Origin of the sequence: Tranquillimonas alkanivorans (genome assembly GCF_900115595.1) — a bacterium.
In the GTDB taxonomy this organism is placed as follows: domain Bacteria; phylum Pseudomonadota; class Alphaproteobacteria; order Rhodobacterales; family Rhodobacteraceae; genus Tranquillimonas; species Tranquillimonas alkanivorans.
Window position 1 is genome coordinate 74129 of the sequence record NZ_FOXA01000010.1, and the last position, 19936, is coordinate 94064.

At 68.2% G+C, this 19936-nt stretch carries 20 protein-coding genes; 13 read left to right on the top strand and 7 right to left on the bottom strand.

Annotated elements, in window-relative coordinates; genetic code table 11:
* Positions 1–170: 170 nt before the first annotated feature.
* Genes BM162_RS13065 through BM162_RS13095 form a run of 7 tightly spaced genes read right to left on the bottom strand, consistent with a single transcriptional unit; the run spans position 171 to position 7300 of the window.
* Entirely contained in the window at positions 171–833 is a 663-nt protein-coding gene (locus BM162_RS13065; protein WP_093422683.1) for a TetR/AcrR family transcriptional regulator, read from the bottom strand.
* A gap of 4 nt (positions 834–837) precedes the next feature.
* Positions 838–2826 carry a 3-hydroxyacyl-CoA dehydrogenase NAD-binding domain-containing protein gene (locus BM162_RS13070; RefSeq protein ID WP_093422685.1) on the bottom strand — a complete coding sequence of 663 codons (1989 nt, stop codon included), beginning with the start codon at positions 2824–2826 and terminating at the stop codon, positions 838–840.
* A 22-nt stretch (positions 2827–2848) separates the two neighbouring features.
* Positions 2849–3547: an ABC transporter ATP-binding protein gene (locus BM162_RS13075; RefSeq protein ID WP_093422688.1), complete on the bottom strand. Its 699-nt coding sequence runs from the start codon at positions 3545–3547 to the stop codon at positions 2849–2851.
* Positions 3540–4328, bottom strand: coding sequence for an ABC transporter ATP-binding protein (locus tag BM162_RS13080; protein ID WP_093422690.1), 789 nt, complete (start codon positions 4326–4328; stop codon positions 3540–3542). Before BM162_RS13080 ends, BM162_RS13075 begins: the two co-directional genes overlap by 8 nt.
* Positions 4325–5272, bottom strand: coding sequence for a branched-chain amino acid ABC transporter permease (locus BM162_RS13085; RefSeq protein WP_093422693.1), 948 nt, complete (start codon positions 5270–5272; stop codon positions 4325–4327). The genes BM162_RS13080 and BM162_RS13085 overlap by 4 nt, the downstream gene beginning before the upstream one ends.
* A complete protein-coding gene (locus tag BM162_RS13090; protein ID WP_093422695.1) occupies positions 5272–6144 on the bottom strand; it encodes a branched-chain amino acid ABC transporter permease in 873 nt (290 codons plus the stop codon). Before BM162_RS13090 ends, BM162_RS13085 begins: the two co-directional genes overlap by 1 nt.
* A 10-nt stretch (positions 6145–6154) precedes the next feature.
* Positions 6155–7300 (bottom strand): ABC transporter substrate-binding protein, encoded by a 1146-nt coding sequence (locus BM162_RS13095; protein WP_093422698.1) that lies wholly within the window; start codon positions 7298–7300, stop codon positions 6155–6157.
* Positions 7301–7456: 156 nt separating this feature from the next.
* Here BM162_RS13095 and paaG point away from each other — a divergent pair, with 156 nt between their 5' ends.
* From paaG to BM162_RS13160, 13 genes are all read left to right on the top strand, one after another.
* Entirely contained in the window at positions 7457–8254 is a 798-nt protein-coding gene (gene paaG, locus BM162_RS13100; RefSeq protein WP_093422700.1) for a 2-(1,2-epoxy-1,2-dihydrophenyl)acetyl-CoA isomerase PaaG, read from the top strand.
* Complete coding sequence (gene paaI / locus BM162_RS13105) at positions 8251–8679, top strand: hydroxyphenylacetyl-CoA thioesterase PaaI (RefSeq protein ID WP_093422703.1); 429 nt, start codon at positions 8251–8253, stop codon at positions 8677–8679. Before paaG ends, paaI begins: the two co-directional genes overlap by 4 nt.
* Before the next feature lie 53 nt (positions 8680–8732).
* Positions 8733–10046 carry a phenylacetate--CoA ligase PaaK gene (gene paaK, locus BM162_RS13110; protein WP_093422706.1) on the top strand — a complete coding sequence of 438 codons (1314 nt, stop codon included), beginning with the start codon at positions 8733–8735 and terminating at the stop codon, positions 10044–10046.
* A gap of 58 nt (positions 10047–10104) precedes the next feature.
* On the top strand, positions 10105–10956 hold the full coding sequence (locus BM162_RS13115; RefSeq protein WP_093422709.1) for a PaaX family transcriptional regulator: 852 nt from the start codon (positions 10105–10107) through the stop codon (positions 10954–10956).
* A gap of 147 nt (positions 10957–11103) precedes the next feature.
* Positions 11104–12315 (top strand): 3-oxoadipyl-CoA thiolase, encoded by a 1212-nt coding sequence (gene pcaF / locus BM162_RS13120; RefSeq protein ID WP_093422711.1) that lies wholly within the window; start codon positions 11104–11106, stop codon positions 12313–12315.
* Positions 12316–12327: 12 nt separating this feature from the next.
* Positions 12328–13299: a 1,2-phenylacetyl-CoA epoxidase subunit PaaA gene (paaA, locus tag BM162_RS13125; protein ID WP_093422713.1), complete on the top strand. Its 972-nt coding sequence runs from the start codon at positions 12328–12330 to the stop codon at positions 13297–13299.
* Between the two features lie 5 nt (positions 13300–13304).
* On the top strand, positions 13305–13589 hold the full coding sequence (gene paaB, locus BM162_RS13130; RefSeq protein WP_093422716.1) for a 1,2-phenylacetyl-CoA epoxidase subunit PaaB: 285 nt from the start codon (positions 13305–13307) through the stop codon (positions 13587–13589).
* Positions 13589–14338 (top strand): 1,2-phenylacetyl-CoA epoxidase subunit PaaC, encoded by a 750-nt coding sequence (gene paaC / locus BM162_RS13135; RefSeq protein WP_093422719.1) that lies wholly within the window; start codon positions 13589–13591, stop codon positions 14336–14338. Before paaB ends, paaC begins: the two co-directional genes overlap by 1 nt.
* Positions 14339–14342: 4 nt before the next feature.
* The gene (gene paaD / locus BM162_RS13140) at positions 14343–14828 is read left to right on the top strand and encodes a 1,2-phenylacetyl-CoA epoxidase subunit PaaD (protein ID WP_093422721.1); all 486 of its coding nucleotides are present in this window, start codon (positions 14343–14345) and stop codon (positions 14826–14828) included.
* Positions 14828–15901: a 2Fe-2S iron-sulfur cluster-binding protein gene (locus tag BM162_RS13145; RefSeq protein ID WP_093422723.1), complete on the top strand. Its 1074-nt coding sequence runs from the start codon at positions 14828–14830 to the stop codon at positions 15899–15901. Before paaD ends, BM162_RS13145 begins: the two co-directional genes overlap by 1 nt.
* A gap of 1 nt (position 15902) precedes the next feature.
* A complete protein-coding gene (paaZ, locus tag BM162_RS13150; protein WP_093422725.1) occupies positions 15903–17948 on the top strand; it encodes a phenylacetic acid degradation bifunctional protein PaaZ in 2046 nt (681 codons plus the stop codon).
* Positions 17948–18547 (top strand): phenylacetic acid degradation protein PaaY, encoded by a 600-nt coding sequence (locus BM162_RS13155; protein WP_093422727.1) that lies wholly within the window; start codon positions 17948–17950, stop codon positions 18545–18547. The genes paaZ and BM162_RS13155 overlap by 1 nt, the downstream gene beginning before the upstream one ends.
* Before the next feature lie 275 nt (positions 18548–18822).
* Positions 18823–19875, top strand: coding sequence for a C4-dicarboxylate TRAP transporter substrate-binding protein (locus tag BM162_RS13160; RefSeq protein WP_093422730.1), 1053 nt, complete (start codon positions 18823–18825; stop codon positions 19873–19875).
* The last annotated feature ends 61 nt before the right edge of the window (positions 19876–19936 follow it).

Here is a 19936-nt window from a genome sequence, read left to right on the forward strand (position 1 = left end):
GGATGGCTCGGTGGCGGTCATGGAGTGGCCGGGGCGCGCTTGGCGAGCCGCGCGCCTGCGGTCACCGATGTCCGGATGAAGCAGGACGGAGGCCGTCGCGCGCATCCACCTGACCATGCGTCAGACTGCCCCGAGCTTCGGGACGAGCCGGGCCCCCGCTCATTTCAACGTCAGCGGCGGGCGGTGGCGGACTTGGTGCGCACGCTCCTTACGTCTTGGCAGGGCTCTTCGGTGCGACGAATGTTTTCGCGCGGAGCCTCCTCCAGCGACCGCAGAAGCATGTCGGTGGCATGGCGGGCGAACTCATCGCGGGTCAGGGCGCCGCCGGGCCGGAACCAGGTGAACACCCAGTTCAGCATGCCCATCAGCGACATGGAAGCCGCCGTCATCCCGGCCCCGTCGAGGTCCGGTGCCACCTCGCGGATCGCGGCGCGGAAACGGTCGAGGATGACCCGCTCGAGCGTACGAATTCTTCGCGCGTCCTCTTCCGGCAGCTTGCCGAGCGCCCCAAGCTGCAATCGGTGCAGGTCGTCCGCGTCCTCGTAAAGCGCCAGAAGCGTGCGCGACAGGCAGTGCAGCCGGTCGGCCCCCGCCCGGCCCTCGCACGCCTTGGCCAGCGCCCGGTCGATCTCGCGCAGGTGGGTGCACAGGATGTCCGAGATCAGAGCGTCGCGGTTCTTGTAGTAGTGATAGAGCAGCGCCTTCGAGATCCCGCAATCCTCGGCGATGCGGGACATCGACGCGCGGCCGCCGGCCTCGGACAGCGTCTGAGCGGCGCGGCGGTGGATGGCCGCGCGCTTGTCCGCGTAGTCGTCCGCCCGGGGCCGCGCCATCCGCCTAGGTCAGCAGCCCGGCGAGCGCCGGGGCCGGGGCGCGCCCCAGAACCCGCTCGACCTCGGCCGCACCCTGCCGCTCGGCGTGGAACAGCGGCCCGCCGCGCCAGCGCGGGAAGCCGTAGCCGTGAAGTTCGACCAGATCGACCTGCCCCGCATCGTCGGCGATGCCCTCGGCCACGATCTGCGCACCCTCCTCGGCCATCTCGGCCACCAGCCGCTCTGCGATGTCGGAGCGCACCATGTCCGCGCTCCCTCTCACATGAGAGGCCAGAAGGCGCGCGACCTCTTCAGACGGGTGCGGCGTGCGGTCGCCTTCGCGGTAGTCATACCAGCCGCCGCCGGTCTTCTGCCCCTTGCGCCCGGCGCGCACCAGCACGTCGCTCAGGCCATCGGGCACGTCCTGCCCGGCCTTCCGCGCAGCTTCCCGCTGCAGGAAGGCGATGTCGAGGCCGGCGAGATCCTGCATCTGGAACGGGCCCATGGCGAGTCCGAAGTCGCGCATGGCGGCATCGATCTCGGCCACCGGCACACCCTGCCGCACGAGCTCCTCGGCCGCGGCACGATACCGCTTGAGAATGCGGTTGCCGATGAAGCCTTCGCAGATTCCGGCGCGGATGCCGACCTTGCCCAGCCGCTCGACCAGCTTGAATGCGGTGGCGCGGCTGGCGTCAGAGGTTTCGGGCACCGGCACGATCTCCACCAGCTTCATGATCTGCGCGGGGCTGAAGAAGTGCAGCCCGATGAACCGGCTGCGGTCGCGCAGCACGTCGCCGATTTCGCGCGGGTCGAGGTACGAGGTGTTGGTTGCCAGGATTGTGTCGGAGCGCACCGCGTCCTCGAGCCGGGCGAAGACCTGTCGCTTGACGTCGAGATCCTCGAACACCGCCTCGACGACCAGATCGGTGTCGGAGAAGGCGTCGTACTCGGTCGTGACCGAGAAGCGCGCCATCACCACGTCCGCGTCCTGCACCAGCCCGCGCTTCACCGCCGCGCCGACCGCCTTCTGGACCCGCTCGCGCGCGGCGTTAGCGGCCTCGCCCGAGGTCTCGGCCAGCGTGACCATCAGGCCGCGCAGCAGGAAGGCCGTGGCGATGCCCGCACCCATCGTGCCGCCACCGACGACGCCCGCTGTCTCGATCGTCTTCGCGCCCTCGCCCTTCGCGGTCTTCGCCGCCTGTCGCTCTGCGAAGAACACGTGGCGCAGCGCAGCCGCCTGCTCGCCGTCGCGCAGCCGCTCGAAGGCGGCGCGCTCGGCCCGGCGGGCGGTTTCGAAATCCTCGGCATACGCGCGCTGGAGGATGTCGAGCGCCACAAGCGGCGCCTCGACGCCTTTGGCGTTGCGCCGGACGTCGGCCTCCTGTGCGGGCCAGAAGTCGGTGCTCGGCACCTCGGGGTGGTCGCGCTTCGAGATCGGCACGGGCATGTCGTCGGCCAACTGGCGGGCGAGCGTGATGGCGTCTTCCAGCAGGCCCTCGGACACCCGGTCCACCAGCCCGATGCGCTGCGCCTCGCCCGCGTCAATGCGTTTGCCGGTGGTGATCAGGTCCACGGCATCGCGGGGCGGCAGCAGGCGGGCCGAGCGCACCACGCCGCCCGCGCCGGGGATGATGCCCAGCGTCACTTCCGGAAAGCCCAGCTTGGCGCCGGCCTCGGCCACACGCCCGTGGCAGCCGAGCGCCAGTTCCAGCCCGCCGCCGAACGCACCGCCGTGGATCGCGGCGACGACCGGGAACGGCAAGTCTTCGATCTGCGCGGCGACCTCGTAGATCGCGGGCGGCTGGGGCGGCTGGCCAAATTCTCGCACGTCGGCACCGGCGAAAAACGTCCGCCCGGCGCAACGCAGGACGGCCGCCCGGGGTGTCTCGGCGGCCAGCGCGGCGAACGCCTCCGCCAGCGCGGCCCGCAGGGGATGGCCGAGCGCGTTCACCGGCGGGTTGTTAGCGGTCAGGATGGCGATGCCGTCGCGGTGCTCGGTGGTGACGAGGCTCATGCGATGCTCCTGTTGGTTGGTCTCACGCGCCGAGATACGCCTCGCGCACGCGCGGGTCGGCGATCAGGTCGCGGGCACGGCCCGAGAGGGTGATCTTGCCGGTCTCCATGACATATCCGCGGTCGGCGATCGACAGCGCGGCAAAGGCGTTCTGCTCGACCACGAGCAGCGTCACGCCGCGGTCGCGCAACGTGGTGATGACCTCGAGGATCTGGTCCACCAGAACTGGGGCGAGGCCCATCGATGGCTCGTCCAGCAGCATCAGCTTGGGCTTACCCATGATCGCGCGGCCGATGGCCAGCATCTGCTGTTGGCCGCCCGATAGGCTGCCCGCCGGCTGCAGGCACTTGTCCCGCAGGATCGGGAACAGCTCATAGACCTCTTGGAGATCGGCGGTGATGTCGTCAGTGCGGTGATAGGCGCCCAGGCGCAGGTTCTCTTCGACCTCCAGGTCGCCGAAGATCTGTCGCCCCTCGGGCGAATGGGCGATGCCCAGACCCGCGCGGGCGTGGTCGGGGGCGCGGGTCAGGTCCGCGTCCTCGAACCGGATGGAGCCCGCGCGCACCGGCTGCACGCCCGAGATGCAGCGCATGAGCGTGGTCTTGCCCGCCCCGTTCGCGCCGACGAGCGTGACGATCTCGCCCTCGTTCACGGTCAGGTCGATGCCGTGGAGCACCTCGATGGGCCCATAGGCGGTGACGAGTCCCTTGACCTCAAGCATTGGCGGCCTCCGCCTCGGCGGCGCCGTGCGCGCCCAGATAGGCGGCGATCACGTCGGGGTTGTTGCGGATCTGGTCCGGCCGGCCCTCGGCGATCTTGCGGCCCTGGTCGAGCACCACGATGTGCGACGAGATGCGCATGACCAGCCGCATGTCGTGCTCGATCAGCACCACCGCCTTGCCCTCCTGCGCGATGCCGTGGATCAGGTCGTCCACCTCGCGCGTCTCGACGGCGTTACAGCCTGCCGCCGGTTCGTCGAGCAGAAGGATGTCACAGCCGGTGACCAGCGCGCGGGCGATTTCCAGCCGCTTGAGCTGTCCATAGGACAGCTCGGACGCCGGGCGCTCGGCCAGCTTTTCAAGCCCCGCCCGGCGCAGCGCCTCGCGCGCGGCCTCGCGGCTTTTGGCGGTTTCGCGGCGGCTCGACGGCAGGCCCAGAAGATCGGCCAGCAGGTTCGAGCGTTCGATCATGTGGCAGCCGGTCATCACGTTGTCGAGCGCGGTCATCTGCGGGAAGACCTGCAAGTTCTGGAATGTCCGCGCCATGCCCGCCCGCGCCAGAAGGTGCGGGGGCTTGCCGGTGACGTCGGTGCCGTCGATCCCCACCCGCCCGGTGTCGGCGGTGTAGACGCCGCTGACGAGGTTGAAGAGCGTGGTCTTGCCGGCGCCGTTGGGGCCGATGATCGACGTCACCTCGCCCGCGCCGGCCGAGAAGGTGACACCGTCCACGGCCTTGATGCCGCCGAACGAGATGCCGAGGTCTTCGATGTCGAGGCGGCTCATTTCCGTCTCCGTTTGGCAAGGTCCACGAGCGCCGGGACCAGCCCGCGGCGCATCAGGATCATGGTCAGCACCATGACCGCGCCCAGGATCATGTGTTCGTAGTCGGCGAAGACCGTCAGCACCTGCGGCAGCGCCGTCAGGATCAGCGCGCCGACCAGCGCGCCGAAGACCGACGCCGCCCCGCCGAGGACCGCCATCGTCACCATCTCGACCGAGTGCATGAAGCCCCCGACCTCGGGCGTGATATAGCCGTTGGCCAGCGCCAGCAGCGCACCCGCGACGGCGGCATAGACGGCCGAGATGGTGAAGGCCATCGACTTCGCCTTGGCCACGTCGATGCCGAGGGACGAGGCCGCGACGTCGCTGTCGTGGATCGCCCGCAGCGCCCGGCCCCACGGGCTGTTGCCCAGGTTCACCGCCAGCACCGCGCCCAGGACGGCGAAGGTGCCGGTGACCCAGTACCAGGATTCCGCCGACCGCAGGTTCAGGCCGACGAGCTTGAACAGGTCGCGGGCGTTCGCGCCCATGACGGTCATCCCGTCGGGTCCACCGGTCAGCCAGGCCTCTTTCGACAGGACCATCCAGATCAGCATGCCGAGGCCGAGGGTGGCGATGGCGAGGTAATAGCCCGAGAGCCGCAGGATCGGGCGGCCCACGATGGCCGCCAGCAGCCCCGCTCCCGCCGCGCCGAGGATGGCGGCGAGGACCGAGGGCACGCCATAGCTCGGCAGGATGGCGGTAGCATAGGCGCCGATGGCGAAGAAGCCCGCGTGGCCGAGGCTGACGAGGCCCACGTAGCCCAAGAGCACCACGATGCCGGTGACCGCGAGCGTGTTGATCCAGACCAGCGTGCCCACGCGATAGTAGTAGCTCGACGGGAAGATCAGCGCGCCGGCCACGACGAGGGCAGCGAGGATCAGGAAGGTGCGCAGCGCAGGGTTCATCACACGCGCTCCGTGAGTTTCTTGCCGAACAGGCCCTCGGGCCGCACGAACAGAACGACGAGGATGACGATGAAGGCCGCGGCGTCCTTGTAGTCGGACGAGATGTATCCGGCGGTCAGCGACTCGATCAGGCCGATCAGCAGCCCGCCTACCAGCGCGCCCTGCGGCGAGCCGACGCCGCCCAGCATGGTGGCGGAAAAGCCCTTGAGCGCGATGAGGACGCCTACATCGTAACTGGTGAAGGTCACCGGCGTGGACAGCACGCCCGCCAGCGCGCCGACGGCGGCCGAAAGCGCGAACGAGAGGTTCATCGCCCAGCGGGTGTTGATCCCCACCAGCGCGGCGGCCAAGCGGTTCGAGGCCGTCGCCCTGATGCCCCGCCCTGCCCGCGTGCGGGACATGAACCAGGCGAGGAAGACGAAGACCGCGAAGCTGCCGAAGATGATCCACAGGCTCTGCGGCAGGATGGTGGCCCCGGCGAAACGCAGAGGCGTTTCGCCGGAGAAGCCGTCGTATCGGTGGATTTGCTTGTCGAAGACCATCTGCATCGCACCGCGCAGGAAGATGCTCGCCCCGATCGTGATGATGATGAGCGACACCAGCGGCGCCTCGCGCGCCGGGCGGATCGCCAGGCGATAGAGGAGAATGCCCACGACCGTGCCCGCCACCACCGCGAGGACCGCGGCCAGGAAGACCGGCACGCCCATGGCGATGAGGAAGGCAGCGGTCAGGCCGCCGATCACGACGAACTCGCCCTGGGCGAAGTTCACCACCCCGCTGGCGTTGTAGATCATCGTGAACCCGAGGGCGACGGCGGCGTAGATCGCGCCGACCGTCACCCCCGAGACGAGGAATTGCAGAAGCTCCGACAAGGTCCGCCTCTTACTGTTCGACCGGCACCCAGCCGCCGTCCTGGATTTCGAGCATCCGGAAGGACGACAGGTCGAGGCCGAGGTGATCGTCGGGGCCGAAGGTGTAGACGCCGGTCACGCCGGCATGGCCTTCGGTTTCCTCGAGCGCGTCGCGGATCGCCTGCGGATCGCTGGAGCCCGCGCGCTCGATCGCGTCCACCAGCAGGTGGAAGGCATCGTAGGCATAGCCGCCGAAGGTCGATGGGCTTTCGCCATACTGCTCTTCGTAGGCGGCGATATAGCTCTGCACCGGCTCGCGCTGCGGGTCGTCCTCGGCCAGCTGGTCGGGGATCAGCAGCGGCGTCGCCGGAAGGCGCACGCCCTCGGCCGCGTCGCCCGCGAGCTCGATGAAGCTGTCCGAGGCCACGCCGTGGCTCTGATAGAACGGCACCTCGATCCCGAGCTGGTCGTAGTTGCGGGTCACGACCGCCGGGCCCTGGCCGAAGCCGGGGTTCACGATGGCCTCGATGCCGTCGGTGCCCGCGATGTTGGTCAGCTGCGGGGTCATGTCGGCGTCATTCGGGCCGTAGGTTTCATCCGCAACAATTTCGACGCCCGACTCTTCGGCCACCGACATGCACTGCTCGCGCATCGACTTGCCGAAGCCGCCGGTGCCTGAGATCAGGCCGACCTTCGACAGCCCGCGCGCGGTGATGTCCTCGAAGATCTTGCGGCACGCCATGCGGTCGGTGTGCGGCGTCTTGAAGACGTATTCCTTGGTCGGCTCGATGATCACGACCGCGCCCGCGAGCGAGATGAACGGGATCTCGTAGTCCTCGAACAGCGGAACCATCGCCATCGTGGCGCCGGTCGAGGTGCCGCCGATCACGGCCACGACCTCGTCTTCCTCGATCAGACGGGTGGCGAAGGTGCGCGCCTTGTTCGGGTCCGCGCCGTCGTCATAGAGGACGAGCTCGACCTCCTCGCCGTTGATGCCGCCCTGCGCGTTGATTTCCTCGACCAGCATCTCGAGCGTCTTTGCCTCGGGGTCACCCAGGAAGGCGGCCGGGCCAGTCACGGCGAGCGAGGCGCCGATCTTGATCTGCGCGAGCGCCGGGGACGCCACGCTGAGCGCGAGCGCGGACACGCCTGCGGCGATGAGTTTCGTCTTCGTCATGTGCTCCTCCCAAATCGTCACACATCATCCGATGCGCTCCGGAATTTGTAACGCTTAATTCATTGACCACGCGGTCGGCTTATGCAACACGTTTTTTCGACGAAGCGGTCACAGCCGTGACAGGTTGGCCGTGCGGAGGAGAAGAAAGACCCCGACATGAGCGATCCCGTGCTTTTGCAGGAGCTTGAGAACGGCGTACTGACGCTGACCCTCAACCGCCCCGACCGCCTGAATTCCTTCACGCCCGAACTTCACGCTCTCCTGCGGGAGGCGTTTTCACGCGCCGAAAGCGACGACGCGGTTCGCTGCGTCCTGCTGACGGGCGCCGGTCGCGGCTTCTGCGCCGGGCAGGACCTGGGTGAGCGGCACCCCGATGCCGAGGGCGGCGCGCCGGATCTCGGACAGACGATCGGCAACCTGTGGAATCCCCTCGTCAGACAGATCCGCGCGCTCGAGAAGCCGGTGATCTGCGCCGTGAACGGCGTCGCCGCCGGCGCGGGCGCGAACCTGGCGCTGGTGTGCGACATCGTCCTGGCGGCCGAAAGCGCCCGGTTCATCCAGTCCTTCGCGAAGCTGGGGCTGGTCCCCGACACCGGCGGGACCTGGACGATGACCCGGCTTCTGGGCGAGGCCCGCGCCAAGGCACTGATGCTGACAGGGGAGCCGCTGAACGCGCCCAAGGCCGCCGAGTGGGGCCTGATCTGGAAGGCCGTCCCCGACGATTACCTGATGGAGGAGGCGCGCGCGCTGGCCCGGCACTTCGCCGCCGGTCCGACCTATGGCTACGGCCTAACGAAGCGCGCGGTCCACGCCGCCGGCGAACAGGGTCTGGACGCGAGCCTCGATCTGGAACGAGAACTCCAGCGCAAGGCCGGCTTCAGCCCGGACTACGCCGAGGGCGTGCGCGCCTTCACCGACAAGCGCGCGCCGGTTTTCACGGGGAAGCCGGAATGACCCCGCAAGAGATCGCAGAACGCTCGGCGCAGGCCATGTGGGCAAACGACAAGGCCAGCCGCGCGCTCGGCATGGAGCTTGTCGAAGTCGCGCCAGGCTACGCGCAGATGACCATGACCATCCGGCGAGACATGCTGAACGGACAGGACATCGGGCATGGCGGGCTCATCTTCACGCTGGCCGACAGCACCTTCGCCTTTGCGTGCAACACGTATAACCAGAAGGTCGTCGCGCAGAATTGCGGCGTCACCTTCCACGCCCCCGCGATGGAAGGCGACGTCCTGACCGCCACCGGAACCGAGGTGACGCGGGCCGGGCGATCGGGTCTCTACGACATCTTCGTCAAGCGCGCCGACGGCACGCTGGTGGCCAGTTTCCGCGGTCATTCCCGTACCGTGCCCGGCACCCATTTCGAGGCGGACTGACCCCGCCGCAGCTCAACCCGGCGCCGGGAGGGCGCCGATCGAGGGAGGACAGAATGCTGACCCGAACCGCCCAGGACCCCGCAGGGCTCGACCCGATCGAGACCGCCTCGCGCGACGAGATCTCCGCGCTCCAGCTCGCCCGGATGAAGGACACGCTGCGCCGCGCCTACGAGGGCTCGCCCTTCTACCGTAAGCAGTTCGACGAGGCCGGGGTGCATCCCGACGACCTGAAAGAGCTGTCGGACCTGCGCAAGTTCCCCTTCACCGTGAAGCAGGACCTGCGCGACAATTACCCGTTCGGCATGTTCGCCGTCCCGCAGAACCAGATCGCGCGCCTGCACGCCTCTTCTGGGACGACCGGCAAGCCGACCGTCGTGGCCTACACCCAGAACGACATCGACACCTGGGCCGATTGCGTCGCCCGCTCGATCCGTGCGGCCGGCGGCCGGCCCGGCGACATCTGCCACGTCGCCTATGGCTACGGCCTGTTCACCGGCGGGCTGGGCGCGCATTACGGAGCCGAGCGGCTGGGGTGCACCGTGGTTCCTGTCTCGGGCGGCATGACCGAGCGGCAGATCACGCTGATCGAGGACTTCAAGCCGTCGATCATCATGGTCACGCCGTCCTACTTGCTGTCGATCCTCGACGCCTACCGCGCCGCCGGGCTCGACCCGCGCGCCTCCAGCCTCAAGACCGGCATCTTCGGGGCGGAGCCCTGGACCAATGCCATGCGCAAGGAGATCGAGGAGTCCTTCGACATGGACGCCGTCGACATCTTCGGCCTGTCCGAGGTCATGGGGCCTGGCGTCGCGCAAGAATGCGTCGAGACGAAGGACGGCCTGCACATCTGGGAAGACCACTTCTATCCCGAGATCATCAATCCCGAGACCGGGGAGCCGGTCGAGGACGGCGAGCAGGGCGAACTGGTCTTCACCTCGCTCACCAAGGAGGCCTTCCCGATCATCCGCTACCGCACCCGCGACCTGACCCGCCTTCTGCCCGGCACCGCCCGGTCCATGCGGCGGATGGAGAAGGTGACGGGCCGCAGCGACGACATGATCATCCTGCGCGGGGTCAACGTGTTCCCGACGCAGATCGAGGAGCAGATCCTCAAGTGCGCGGACCTCGCCCCGCACTACGAGATCGTGCTGTCGCGCAAGGGCCGGATGGATACCATGGCCGTGCGCTGCGAGTGCAAGGAGAGCGGCGCGTCCGACGCCCAGCGCGAGGCCGCGATGAAGGAGCTGTCGCACCACATCAAGAGCGTGGTCGGCGTCTCGTCGATCATCGAGGTCGTGGAATGCGGCGCGCTGCCCCGGTCCGAGGGCAAGGCCAAGCGGGTCCGTGACGAGCGGCCCGACAGGTGAGCTTGATTGCCGGGCGGCGTGCAGACGGTTACAACCGCCGCGCCACCCGGAGACCCGCATGCCGTCCGACGTAAGCGCCCGCATTCTCGACACTTTCCCGGTGAGTGCCGGGTCGTTCATTGTCACCCTCTATGGTGACGTCGTTCTGCCGCGTGGCGGCGAGATCTGGATGGGCAACATCATCGAGGCCTGCGCGGCCACCGGCATCAGCGAAAGCCGCGTGCGCACCGCCGTGTCGCGGCTGACCGCCTCGGGCCGGATCGAGGGCGAGAAGGTCGGGCGCAAAAGCTACTATCGCCTGACCCCGCACGCCGAGACCGAGTTCCGGCACGCCGCGCGCAACATCTATCGCCGCCCGCGGGCCGAGCCGCTGAAGGGCTGGCACCTGGTCCTGCTGCCGCAGGGGCCGGAGCGCGAGGCGATGGTCCACCGCCTGACCCGCCTGCGCTTCGGAATGGCGCAGCCGCATCTCGCGATTCTGCCCGACAGGGGTCAGCCCGTGCCGGACCTGCACGGCATCCACTTCCGAGCCACGACCGAGGACGACCTGACCGAACTGGCGCGCGGAGCCTGGGACCTCGACGCGCTGGCCGAACGGATCGAGCGGTTCGTGGACGGGTTCGCCCCTCTCGAAGGCATCGAGTGCGAACCGAAGGAAGCGCTTGGCCTGCGGCTTCTGCTGGTGCACGTGTTCCGCGATATCGCGCTGTCGGACCCGGCCCTGCCGCTGGGCATGGTCCCGGACACCTGGCGCGGCCCCGAGGCGCGCGGGCTGTTCGCCCGGCTCTACCTGGCGCTGTCGCCCGCCGCCGACGCCGCAATTGCCGACACCTTCGTGAATCGTTCGGGATCGCTAGTCGCGGACCCTACGCGCATCGCGCGCCGCATCGCGGATCTGTCCTACACCTGAACGGCGACGGCGCCCCGTGACGCTCGCCTCGTGCTAGCACATGCCTGAGCCCCACTCGAAAACATCACGCTTTTACCCCCTTCCAATGTATCGCGTGATGCATTACATCCAGACCAACGCCGAGGAGTTGGCGTGACGGGAGATTCCATGACTGACGCACTGATCTGCGACGCGATCCGCACCCCCATCGGCCGCTACGGCGGCGCATTGTCGTCGGTGCGCGCCGACGACTTGGCCGCCCTTCCCATCGCCGCCCTGGTCGAGCGAAACCCCGGCGTCGAGTGGTCGAAGGTCGACGACGTGATCTACGGCTGCGCCAACCAGGCCGGCGAGGACAACCGCAACGTCGCGCGCATGGCCGCGCTGCTGGCCGGCCTGCCGGTCGAGGTGCCCGGCACCACGATCAACCGCCTGTGCGGATCCGGCATGGACGCCGTCGGCATGGGCGCGCGCGGCATCAAGACCGGCGACTACGACCTGATCGTGGCGGGCGGCGTCGAAAGCATGAGCCGCGCGCCCTTCGTCATGGGCAAGGCCGAGACCGCCTTCTCGCGCAAGGCCGAGATGTACGACACCACGATCGGCTGGCGCTTCGTGAACCCGAAGCTCGCCAAGAACTTCGGCACGCACTCCATGCCCGAGACCGCCGACAACGTGGCCGAGGATTGGAACGTTTCGCGCGCCGACCAGGACGCCTTCGCCGCCGAAAGCCAGGCCCGCTGGGCCTCGGCGCAGGAGAAGGGCCTGTTCGCCGAAGAGATCGTTCCCGTGACGCTCCCGCAGCGCAAGGGCTATCCCATCGTCGTGGACACCGACGAACACCCCCGCCCCGGCACCGGCGTGGACAAGCTCGCCAAACTGCGCGGCGTGAACGGCCCGGACCTGAGCGTGACCGCCGGCAACGCCTCGGGCGTCAACGACGGCGCGGGCGCGCTGCTGCTGGCCTCGACCGAAGCCGCGCAGAAATACGGCCTGACCCCGATGGCGCGCGTGATCTCGACCGTCGCCGCCGGCGTGTCGCCGCGCGTCATGGGCATCGGCCCGGTTCCGGCCGTGCGCAAGGTGCTGGAGAAGACCGGCCTGACGCTCGAGCAGATGGACGTGATCGAGCTGAACGAGGCCTTCGCCGCCCAGTCGCTCGCCGTTCTGCGCGACCTGGGGATCCCTGAGGACGCCCCGCACGTTAACCCAAACGGCGGGGCCATCGCGATCGGCCACCCGCTGGGCATGTCGGGCGCGCGGCTGATCACGACCGCCGCCTACGAACTGCGCCGCCGCGGCGGGCGCTACGCGCTCTGCACCATGTGCGTGGGCGTGGGCCAGGGCATCGCCACGATCATCGAAGCCGTCAACTCCTGAGGAGGCTCGACCATGTACGCTCAACTCGTCGAATCCGGCAAAGCCGAGACAAGTGAACAGGACGTCGCGTTCCAGAAGCGGATCGACGACGGCATCCGCATCGAGCCAAAGGACTGGATGCCCGAGGGCTATCGCAAGACGCTGATCCGCCAGATCGGTCAGCACGCCCACTCGGAAATCGTGGGTCAGCTCCCCGAGGGCAACTGGATCACCCGCGCGCCGACCCTGCAGCGCAAGGCGATCCTGCTGGCCAAGGTGCAGGACGAGGCGGGCCACGGGCTTTACCTCTACTGCGCGGCCGAGACGCTGGGCATCAGCCGCGACGAGATGACGGAGCAGCTTCTGGCCGGCAAGGCGAAGTATTCCTCGATCTTCAACTACCCCACGCTGACCTGGGCCGACATCGGCGCCATCGGCTGGCTGGTGGACGGTGCGGCGATCATGAACCAGGTGCCGCTGCAGCGCTGCTCGTACGGCCCCTATTCGCGCGCGATGATCCGCATCTGCAAGGAAGAGTCGTTCCACCAGCGCCAGGGCTTCGACATCATGCGCGCGCTGGTCGAGGGCACCGAGGACCAGAAAGCGATGGCGCAGGACGCGCTGAACCGCTGGTGGTGGCCGTCGCTGATGATGTTCGGCCCGTCGGACAAGGACTCGGTGCACTCCGAGCAGTCCATGCGCTGGGGCATCAAGCAGAACACCAACGACGAGCTGCGCCAGAAATTCGTCGACCAGACCGTGCCGCAGGCCGAGTGGCTGGGCCTGACCGTTCCGGATTCCGAGCTGAGCTGGAACGAGGAAAAGGGCGGCTACGACTTCGGCGAGCCGGACTGGAACGAGTTCATGGAAGTCATCAAGGGCAACGGCCCCTGCAACCGCGAACGCCTGGAAGCCCGCCAGAAGGCCTGGGACGACGGCGCGTGGTTCCGCGAAGGCCTGATGGCCCACGCCGAGAAGCAGTCTGCCCCCATCGCAGCGGAGTGAGGGATATGAGCAAGGAATGGCCCCTCTGGGAAGTCTTCATCCGTGGCCAGCACGGCCTGTCGCACCGGCACGTCGGCAGCCTGCACGCGCCCGACGCCGAGATGGCGATGAAGAACGCGCGTGACGTCTATACCCGCCGGAACGAGGGCGTGAGCATCTGGGTGGTGGAATCCGCCAAGATCACCGCCTCAAACCCCGACGAGGCCGGCGCGATGTTCGAGCCGTCGGAAAGCAAGGTCTATCGTCACCCGACCTTCTTCGATATCCCCAAGGAAGTGGGGGCGATGTGATGGACGCGTTCGTCACCTTCTGCCTGCGCATGGGCGACAACGCCCTTATTCTCGGCCAGCGCACCGCCGAGTGGTGCGGCCACGCGCCGGTGCTGGAAGAGGACATCGCCTTCGCCAACATGGGGCTCGACCTGATCGGACAGACCCAGCTCTGGTACGGGCTCGCGGCCGAGGCCGAGGGCAAGGGCCGCACGCCCGACGACCTGGCCTTCCTGCGCCCCGAGCGGCAGTTCCTGAACTCGCTGCTTGTCGAACAGCCCAACACCGACTTCGGCCATGCGCTGATGCGGCAGTACCTGTTCGACGCCTGGCACCTGCCCATGCAGGAGGAACTGGCGAAGTCCTCGCACGAGGGCGTGCGCGGACTGGCCCAGAAGACGGTGAAGGAGGTGCGCTATCACCTCGACCGCTCGCGCGACCTGATCGTGCGGCTGGGCGACGGGTCCGAGGAGAGCCACAAGCGGATGCAGGACGCGCTCGACTGGCTGTGGCCCTTCACCGCCGACCTGCTGGCGACCGACGAGGTCGACGCGCAGATGGCCGACGAAGGCATCGCGCCCGTCCCGGCGCTGATCGCCAAGGCGTTCGACGCCGAGACGCAGGCGACGCTCGCCCGCGCGACCCTGACCATCCCGGAGACCCGCCTCCGCCGCACCGGCGGGCGCGACGGCATCCACACCGAGCACATGGGTTACATCCTGGCCGAGATGCAGTCGCTTCAGCGGACCTATCCCGGCGCACGCTGGTAACACCATGCAACCCGATCTGAGCACCGTTCAGGACTGGCTGGCCCAGATCCCCGACCCCGAGATCCCGGCGATCTCGCTCGTGGATCTGGGGATCGTCCGTGACGTGGGATATGAGGACGACACGCTCGTCGTCACCGTCACGCCCACCTATTCCGGCTGCCCGGCCACGGCGATCATCGCGCTGGATATCGAAACCGAGCTTCTGAAGCGAGGCGCGGACAAGGTGAAGGTGCGCCAGCAGATGTCGCCCGCCTGGACGACCGACTGGATCAGCGACGAGGGGCGCGAGAAGCTGCGCGCCTACGGCATCGCCCCGCCGCAGCAGGGCGCGGCCACCTGCGCGGGGATGCTGAGCGCGCAAAATGCCGCCTGCCCGCAATGCGGATCGGACAACACCGAGGTCATCAGCCAGCGCGGCTCGACCCCCTGCAAGGCGCAGTTCCGCTGCCGCGACTGCCTGGAACCCTTCGATTACTTCAAGGCGATCTGATGCAAGATTTCTTCCCGCTCACCGTCACCGACATCAACCACGACACGCGCGACGCGGTTGTTGTCACGCTCGCCCCCCGCGCCGAGGACGCCGACCGCTTCCGCTTCCGTCCCGGCCAGTACCTGACCTTCCGGCGCGACTTCGACGGCGAGGAGCTGCGCCGCTCCTATTCGATCTGCGCCACGCCCGAGGAAGGGCTGCGCGTGGGCATCAAGCGGGTCGAGGGCGGCGCGTTCTCGACCTTCGCAAAAGGCGATCTGAACATCGGCGACACCCTCGAAGCCATGCCGCCGCAGGGCCGCTTCGGCACAGAGGAGGAGACCGGGGGCAAGCATTACCTGGGCTTCGCAGCCGGGTCCGGCATCACACCGATCCTGTCGCTCATCAAGTCGATCCTGTCGGGCAACGACCAGGCGAAGTTCACGCTGGTCTACGGCAACCGCAGCGTCTCGTCCGTCATGTTCCGGCGTGAACTGGGCGACCTGAAGGACCGCTACCTCGACCGCTTCAACGTGATCCACGTCTTCTCGGGCGAGGCGCAGGAGATCGAGCTGTTCTCGGGCCGCATCGACGCCGACAAGTGCCACGCGCTCTTCGGCCCCTGGGTGCGTCCCGACACGGCCGAGATGGCGTTCATCTGCGGCCCCGAGGGCATGATGAAGGACGTGGCCTCGGCGCTGGAAGAGGCCGGAATGCCCAAGAACCGCATCAAGTTCGAGCTGTTCGGCGCCGCCCAGCCCGGCCGCGCGAAGCTGAAGGCGCGGGCCGAGGCCGCGCGCAAGGCCGGCAACATGGTCAAGGCGACCGTCATCATGGACGGCGCGCCCCACACGTTCGAGATGCCGCGCGAGGGGCAGTCGGTTCTGGAAGCCGCCCGCGAACACGACATCGACGCGCCGTTCTCGTGCAAGGCCGGGGTCTGCTCGACCTGCATCGGCCGCGTGAAGAAGGGCGATGTGGAGATGGCGCAGAACTATGCGCTGGAAGACTACGAAGTCGAAGCCGGGCTGGTCCTGACCTGCCAGTGCTACCCGGTCAGCGACGAGATCACCATCGAATACGAAGGACACTGACATGCTGGACGCAAACCGCACCGAGCCGCGGCGCCTGGAATCCTACCTGGCGGGCCGCTGGCAGGCGGGTCAGGGCGACGGGCAGGTCATGGTCGATGCCGCCACCGGAGATCCGGTCGCCCGCGTCGATGCCACCGGGCTCGACATGCAGGCCGCACTGGACCACGGCCGCAACGTCGGCGGCCCGGCCCTGCGCAAGATGCGCATCCACGAGCGCGCGCTGATGATGAAGCAGATCGGCCTCGCGCTGATGGAGCAGAAAGAGGAGCTCTACGCACTCTCCACGCTCACCGGCGCGACCCGGAGCGACGGCTGGGTGGACATCGACGGCGGGATCGGCACGCTGCTGACCTATGCCTCGAAGGGCCGGCGCGAGCTGCCCAACGGCCACGTCATCCCGGATGGCAACCCGGAGATGCTGTCGAAGGACGGCAGCTTCATCGGCCAGCACATCCTCACCCCGCTGGAAGGCGTGGCGATACACATCAACGCCTTCAACTTCCCGGTCTGGGGGATGCTCGAAAAGCTCGCTCCGACGTGGCTGGCCGGGATGCCCGCCATCGTGAAACCGGCGAGCCAGACGTCCTATGTCACCGAACTCTGCGTGCGCAAGATCCTCGAACTCGGCATCCTGCCCGAGGGCGCGTTGCAGCTGATCTGCGGCTCGACCGGCGACCTGCTCGACCGGGTGACCTGCCAGGACGTCGTGACCTTCACCGGCTCGGCCGCCACGGCGCGCAAGCTGCGCAACACCCCGGCGATCATCGAGCACTCGGTCCGCTTCACCGCCGAGGCCGACAGCCTCAACGCCTGCATCCTCGGGCCGGACGTGACGCCGGACAGCCCCGAGTTCGACCTTTTCATCAAGGAGGTCCACCGCGAGATGACGGTGAAGGCGGGCCAGAAGTGCACCGCCATCCGCCGCGCCATCGTCCCCGCCGACCGGGTCGAGGCCGTGACCGAGGCGCTGCGCGCCCGCTTCGCCAAGACCACCATCGGCCATCCGGGCACCGAGGGCACCCGCATGGGCCCCCTCGCCTCGGCCGACCAGGTGGCCGAAGTCAGCTCGGCCATCGAGGCGCTGGCCAGGGAAGCCCGCATCGTCATCGAACAGTGCGAGGTCCCGACCGACGGCGCGTTCTGCGCGCCCTGCGTGCTGGTCTGCGACGACCCGCTCAATGCCGTCGCCCCGCACGAGGTCGAGGCGTTCGGCCCGGTCTGCACGCTGATGCCCTATGATACCCCCGAGCAGGCGGTCGCGATCGCCAACAAGGGCGCAGGCTCGCTCGTCGCCTCGGTCTTCACCGACGACGCGGATGCGGCGCGCACCCTCGGCCTCGGCATCGCGAAGCTGCACGGCCGGGTGCTGTTCGGCAACCGCGGCTCGGCCAAGACCTCCACCGGCCACGGCTCGCCCCTGCCCCAGATGATCCACGGCGGCCCCGGCCGCGCGGGCGGCGGTCAGGAGCTTGGCGGCATGCGCGCGGTCGAGCACTTCATGCAGCGCACGGCGCTCCAGGGCACGCCCGACCTGCTGACCGCCGTGGTCGGCAAGTGGATGCCGGGAGCAACGCGGCACGAGACCGACGTGCACCCGTTCCGCAAGTCGCTGGCCGAGCTCGAGATCGGGGACACCATCGTGACGGCCCCGCGCCAGGTCACACTCGAGGACATCGAGCACTTCGCCAACTTCACCGGCGACACGTTCTATGCCCACATGGACGAGGACGCCGCGAAGCGGAACCCGTTCTTCGAGGGGCGCGTCGCGCACGGCTACCTGATCGTGTCCTTCGCCGCCGGGATGTTCGTGCAGCCCGACGAAGGGCCGGTGCTGGCGAACTACGGGGTGGATAACCTGCGCTTCATGACCCCGGTGAACGCGGGCGACACGTTGCAGGTGCAACTTACTGCCAAGCAGATCACGCCGCGCGAGACCGAGGAGTATGGAGAGGTCCGCTGGGACTGCACCGTGACCCGCGACGGCGGCGAGGTGGTCGCGCAATACGACGTGCTGACGCTGGTGTCGAAGACCCAGCGCGAGCTCTGATGGCGCGCGTCTATGCCTACGATGGATTCACGCCCGTCGTGCATCCCTCGGCCTTCGTCCACCCCGAGGCCGTGCTGATCGGCGACACCCATGTCGGAGCCGGGGCCTATATCGGCCCCGGCGCCACCCTGCGCGGCGACTTCGGCCGGGTGATCGTGGGCGAACGTGCGAACGTGCAGGAAACCTGCGTCATGCACGCCTTCCCCAACAAGGACGTCGTAGTCGAGGAGATGGGCCATGTCGGCCACGGCGCGGTGCTGCACGGCTGCCGTGTCGGGCGCAACGCCATGGTGGGCATGAACGCGGTGGTCATGGACGATGTGGTGATCGGCGCGGAAAGCATCGTCGCCGCGCTGGCCTTCGTGAAAGCGGGAATGGAGATCCCGCCCCGATCGATGGTGGTCGGCATGCCGGCCAAGGTCGTGCGCCAGCTGACCGAGCAGGAGGTCGCCTGGAAAACGCAGGGCACCGGCATCTACGGCCGCCTCGCCGCCGAGGCCGGCACCAAGCTGGTCGAAGCCGAGCCTCTGAGCGAGGCCGAACCGGACCGCGGGCGTATCGCTGCGCCGGATTACGATCCAAAATATCTAGCGACCTGACGAGGCCGAAGCTCGGCGCGGGACGCGGCGGCCACTGCGGCCGCACTTCCCCAACATTCCGCTCGGACGCCGGAGGCGACGGTCAGCACTGGCGGTAACTCCCCTGCCTTCGCCCCCCACTCTCGTTCGCGACTCCGGCCGGACCGGTCGGCGAGGATCAGCACGACCCCGTTGCCTGCCCTCAGGTGAGGGTCGCGAGGGCTTGACCCGAAGCGTTCCATGAAGTTCGATACTGCGGAAGGCAATTTCGCATAGTGGAACTGGGAGGAGAAACCATGGCGAGATCGGTAAAGTACGCCCTCATGGGCGCGCTGATGCTGGGTGCGGGCGCGGCGAATGCGCAGACCCTCTTTGTGGGAGAGGCGGGGCCCAACCGCGGAGCGCGCGGCGAGTCGCTCAACTTCTTCGCCGAGCAGGTCGAGGAAATGTCGGGCGGCGACCTTTCGCTGAACATCCAGTGGGGCGGCGCGCTCTTCAAGGCCGGCGCGGCGCTGTCGGGCATCGCTGACGGCGTGGCCGACATGGGCACGATCATCGCGGTCTACTTCCCGCAGGAGATGGCACCCTACCGCATCGCGGACATGCCGCTCGAGAACTCCGACGCCTGGGTCGGCATGAAGGCCACCGACGACATCATGCGCAGCAACGAGGGCATCCAGAAGCACCTCGCTGACCAGAACCTCGTCTACCTCGGCACGTTCACGACCTCTGCCGTTCATATCGGCTGCAAGGACACCGCGATCCGCTCGGTCGAGGACATCGAGGGCCTGAAGATCCGCGGCGTGGGCGCCTACGGCGACACCTTCGGCGACATGGGCGCGAACCTGGTGCCGATGTCGATCTACGACGCCTATCAGGGTCTCGACAGCGGCCTGATTGACTGCTCGCAGACCTACTCCTACGCGACCGCCGCGCTGAAGCAGCAGGAGGTCATCGACAGCTACACGCTGCTCAACTGGGGCCAGACCGGCGCGCTCGGCGTCTTCATGAACAAGGACGCCTTCGACCGGCTCGCCCCGGAAGCGCAGGAGATCCTGCTCGAGGCCGGGAAAAACATGTCCGACGAACTGGGCCGCCTGATCACCGCGGACAACGAAGCTGCGATCGAGACCATGCGCGAGGCCGGTGTAGAGATCATCGAACTGCCCGCCGAGGAGCGTCAGAAGCTCGTCGCAGGCGGCAAGAAGTACATCGACGAGTGGGTCGAGCAGGTATCGGGCATGGGGCTCGACGGCGAGGCGATGCTCGAAGAGTACCAGGCGCTGCTCGACAAGTACGCGCAGGAGCGTGACGAGCTCGGCTATCCCTGGGAGCGCGAAGAGGGCTGATCCTCCCGCCGCGACAGCCGCGCGCCGGTCCACGGCGCGCGGTACGACGACCCTGCCCCCT

Excerpts from the sequence above, each read along its gene's own strand:
- BM162_RS13065 (WP_093422683.1), bottom strand. The coding sequence starts at position 833 with ATGGCGCGGCCCCGGGCGGACGACTACGCGGACAAGCGCGCGGCCATC.
- BM162_RS13070 (WP_093422685.1), bottom strand. The coding sequence starts at position 2,826 with ATGAGCCTCGTCACCACCGAGCACCGCGACGGCATCGCCATCCTGACC.
- BM162_RS13075 (WP_093422688.1), bottom strand. The coding sequence starts at position 3,547 with ATGCTTGAGGTCAAGGGACTCGTCACCGCCTATGGGCCCATCGAGGTG.
- BM162_RS13080 (WP_093422690.1), bottom strand. The coding sequence starts at position 4,328 with ATGAGCCGCCTCGACATCGAAGACCTCGGCATCTCGTTCGGCGGCATC.
- BM162_RS13085 (WP_093422693.1), bottom strand. The coding sequence starts at position 5,272 with ATGAACCCTGCGCTGCGCACCTTCCTGATCCTCGCTGCCCTCGTCGTG.
- BM162_RS13095 (WP_093422698.1), bottom strand. The coding sequence starts at position 7,300 with ATGACGAAGACGAAACTCATCGCCGCAGGCGTGTCCGCGCTCGCGCTC.
- paaG (WP_093422700.1), top strand. The coding sequence starts at position 7,457 with ATGAGCGATCCCGTGCTTTTGCAGGAGCTTGAGAACGGCGTACTGACG.
- paaI (WP_093422703.1), top strand. The coding sequence starts at position 8,251 with ATGACCCCGCAAGAGATCGCAGAACGCTCGGCGCAGGCCATGTGGGCA.
- paaK (WP_093422706.1), top strand. The coding sequence starts at position 8,733 with ATGCTGACCCGAACCGCCCAGGACCCCGCAGGGCTCGACCCGATCGAG.
- BM162_RS13115 (WP_093422709.1), top strand. The coding sequence starts at position 10,105 with ATGCCGTCCGACGTAAGCGCCCGCATTCTCGACACTTTCCCGGTGAGT.
- pcaF (WP_093422711.1), top strand. The coding sequence starts at position 11,104 with ATGACTGACGCACTGATCTGCGACGCGATCCGCACCCCCATCGGCCGC.
- paaA (WP_093422713.1), top strand. The coding sequence starts at position 12,328 with ATGTACGCTCAACTCGTCGAATCCGGCAAAGCCGAGACAAGTGAACAG.
- paaB (WP_093422716.1), top strand. The coding sequence starts at position 13,305 with ATGAGCAAGGAATGGCCCCTCTGGGAAGTCTTCATCCGTGGCCAGCAC.
- paaC (WP_093422719.1), top strand. The coding sequence starts at position 13,589 with ATGGACGCGTTCGTCACCTTCTGCCTGCGCATGGGCGACAACGCCCTT.
- paaD (WP_093422721.1), top strand. The coding sequence starts at position 14,343 with ATGCAACCCGATCTGAGCACCGTTCAGGACTGGCTGGCCCAGATCCCC.
- BM162_RS13145 (WP_093422723.1), top strand. The coding sequence starts at position 14,828 with ATGCAAGATTTCTTCCCGCTCACCGTCACCGACATCAACCACGACACG.
- paaZ (WP_093422725.1), top strand. The coding sequence starts at position 15,903 with ATGCTGGACGCAAACCGCACCGAGCCGCGGCGCCTGGAATCCTACCTG.
- BM162_RS13155 (WP_093422727.1), top strand. The coding sequence starts at position 17,948 with ATGGCGCGCGTCTATGCCTACGATGGATTCACGCCCGTCGTGCATCCC.
- BM162_RS13160 (WP_093422730.1), top strand. The coding sequence starts at position 18,823 with ATGGCGAGATCGGTAAAGTACGCCCTCATGGGCGCGCTGATGCTGGGT.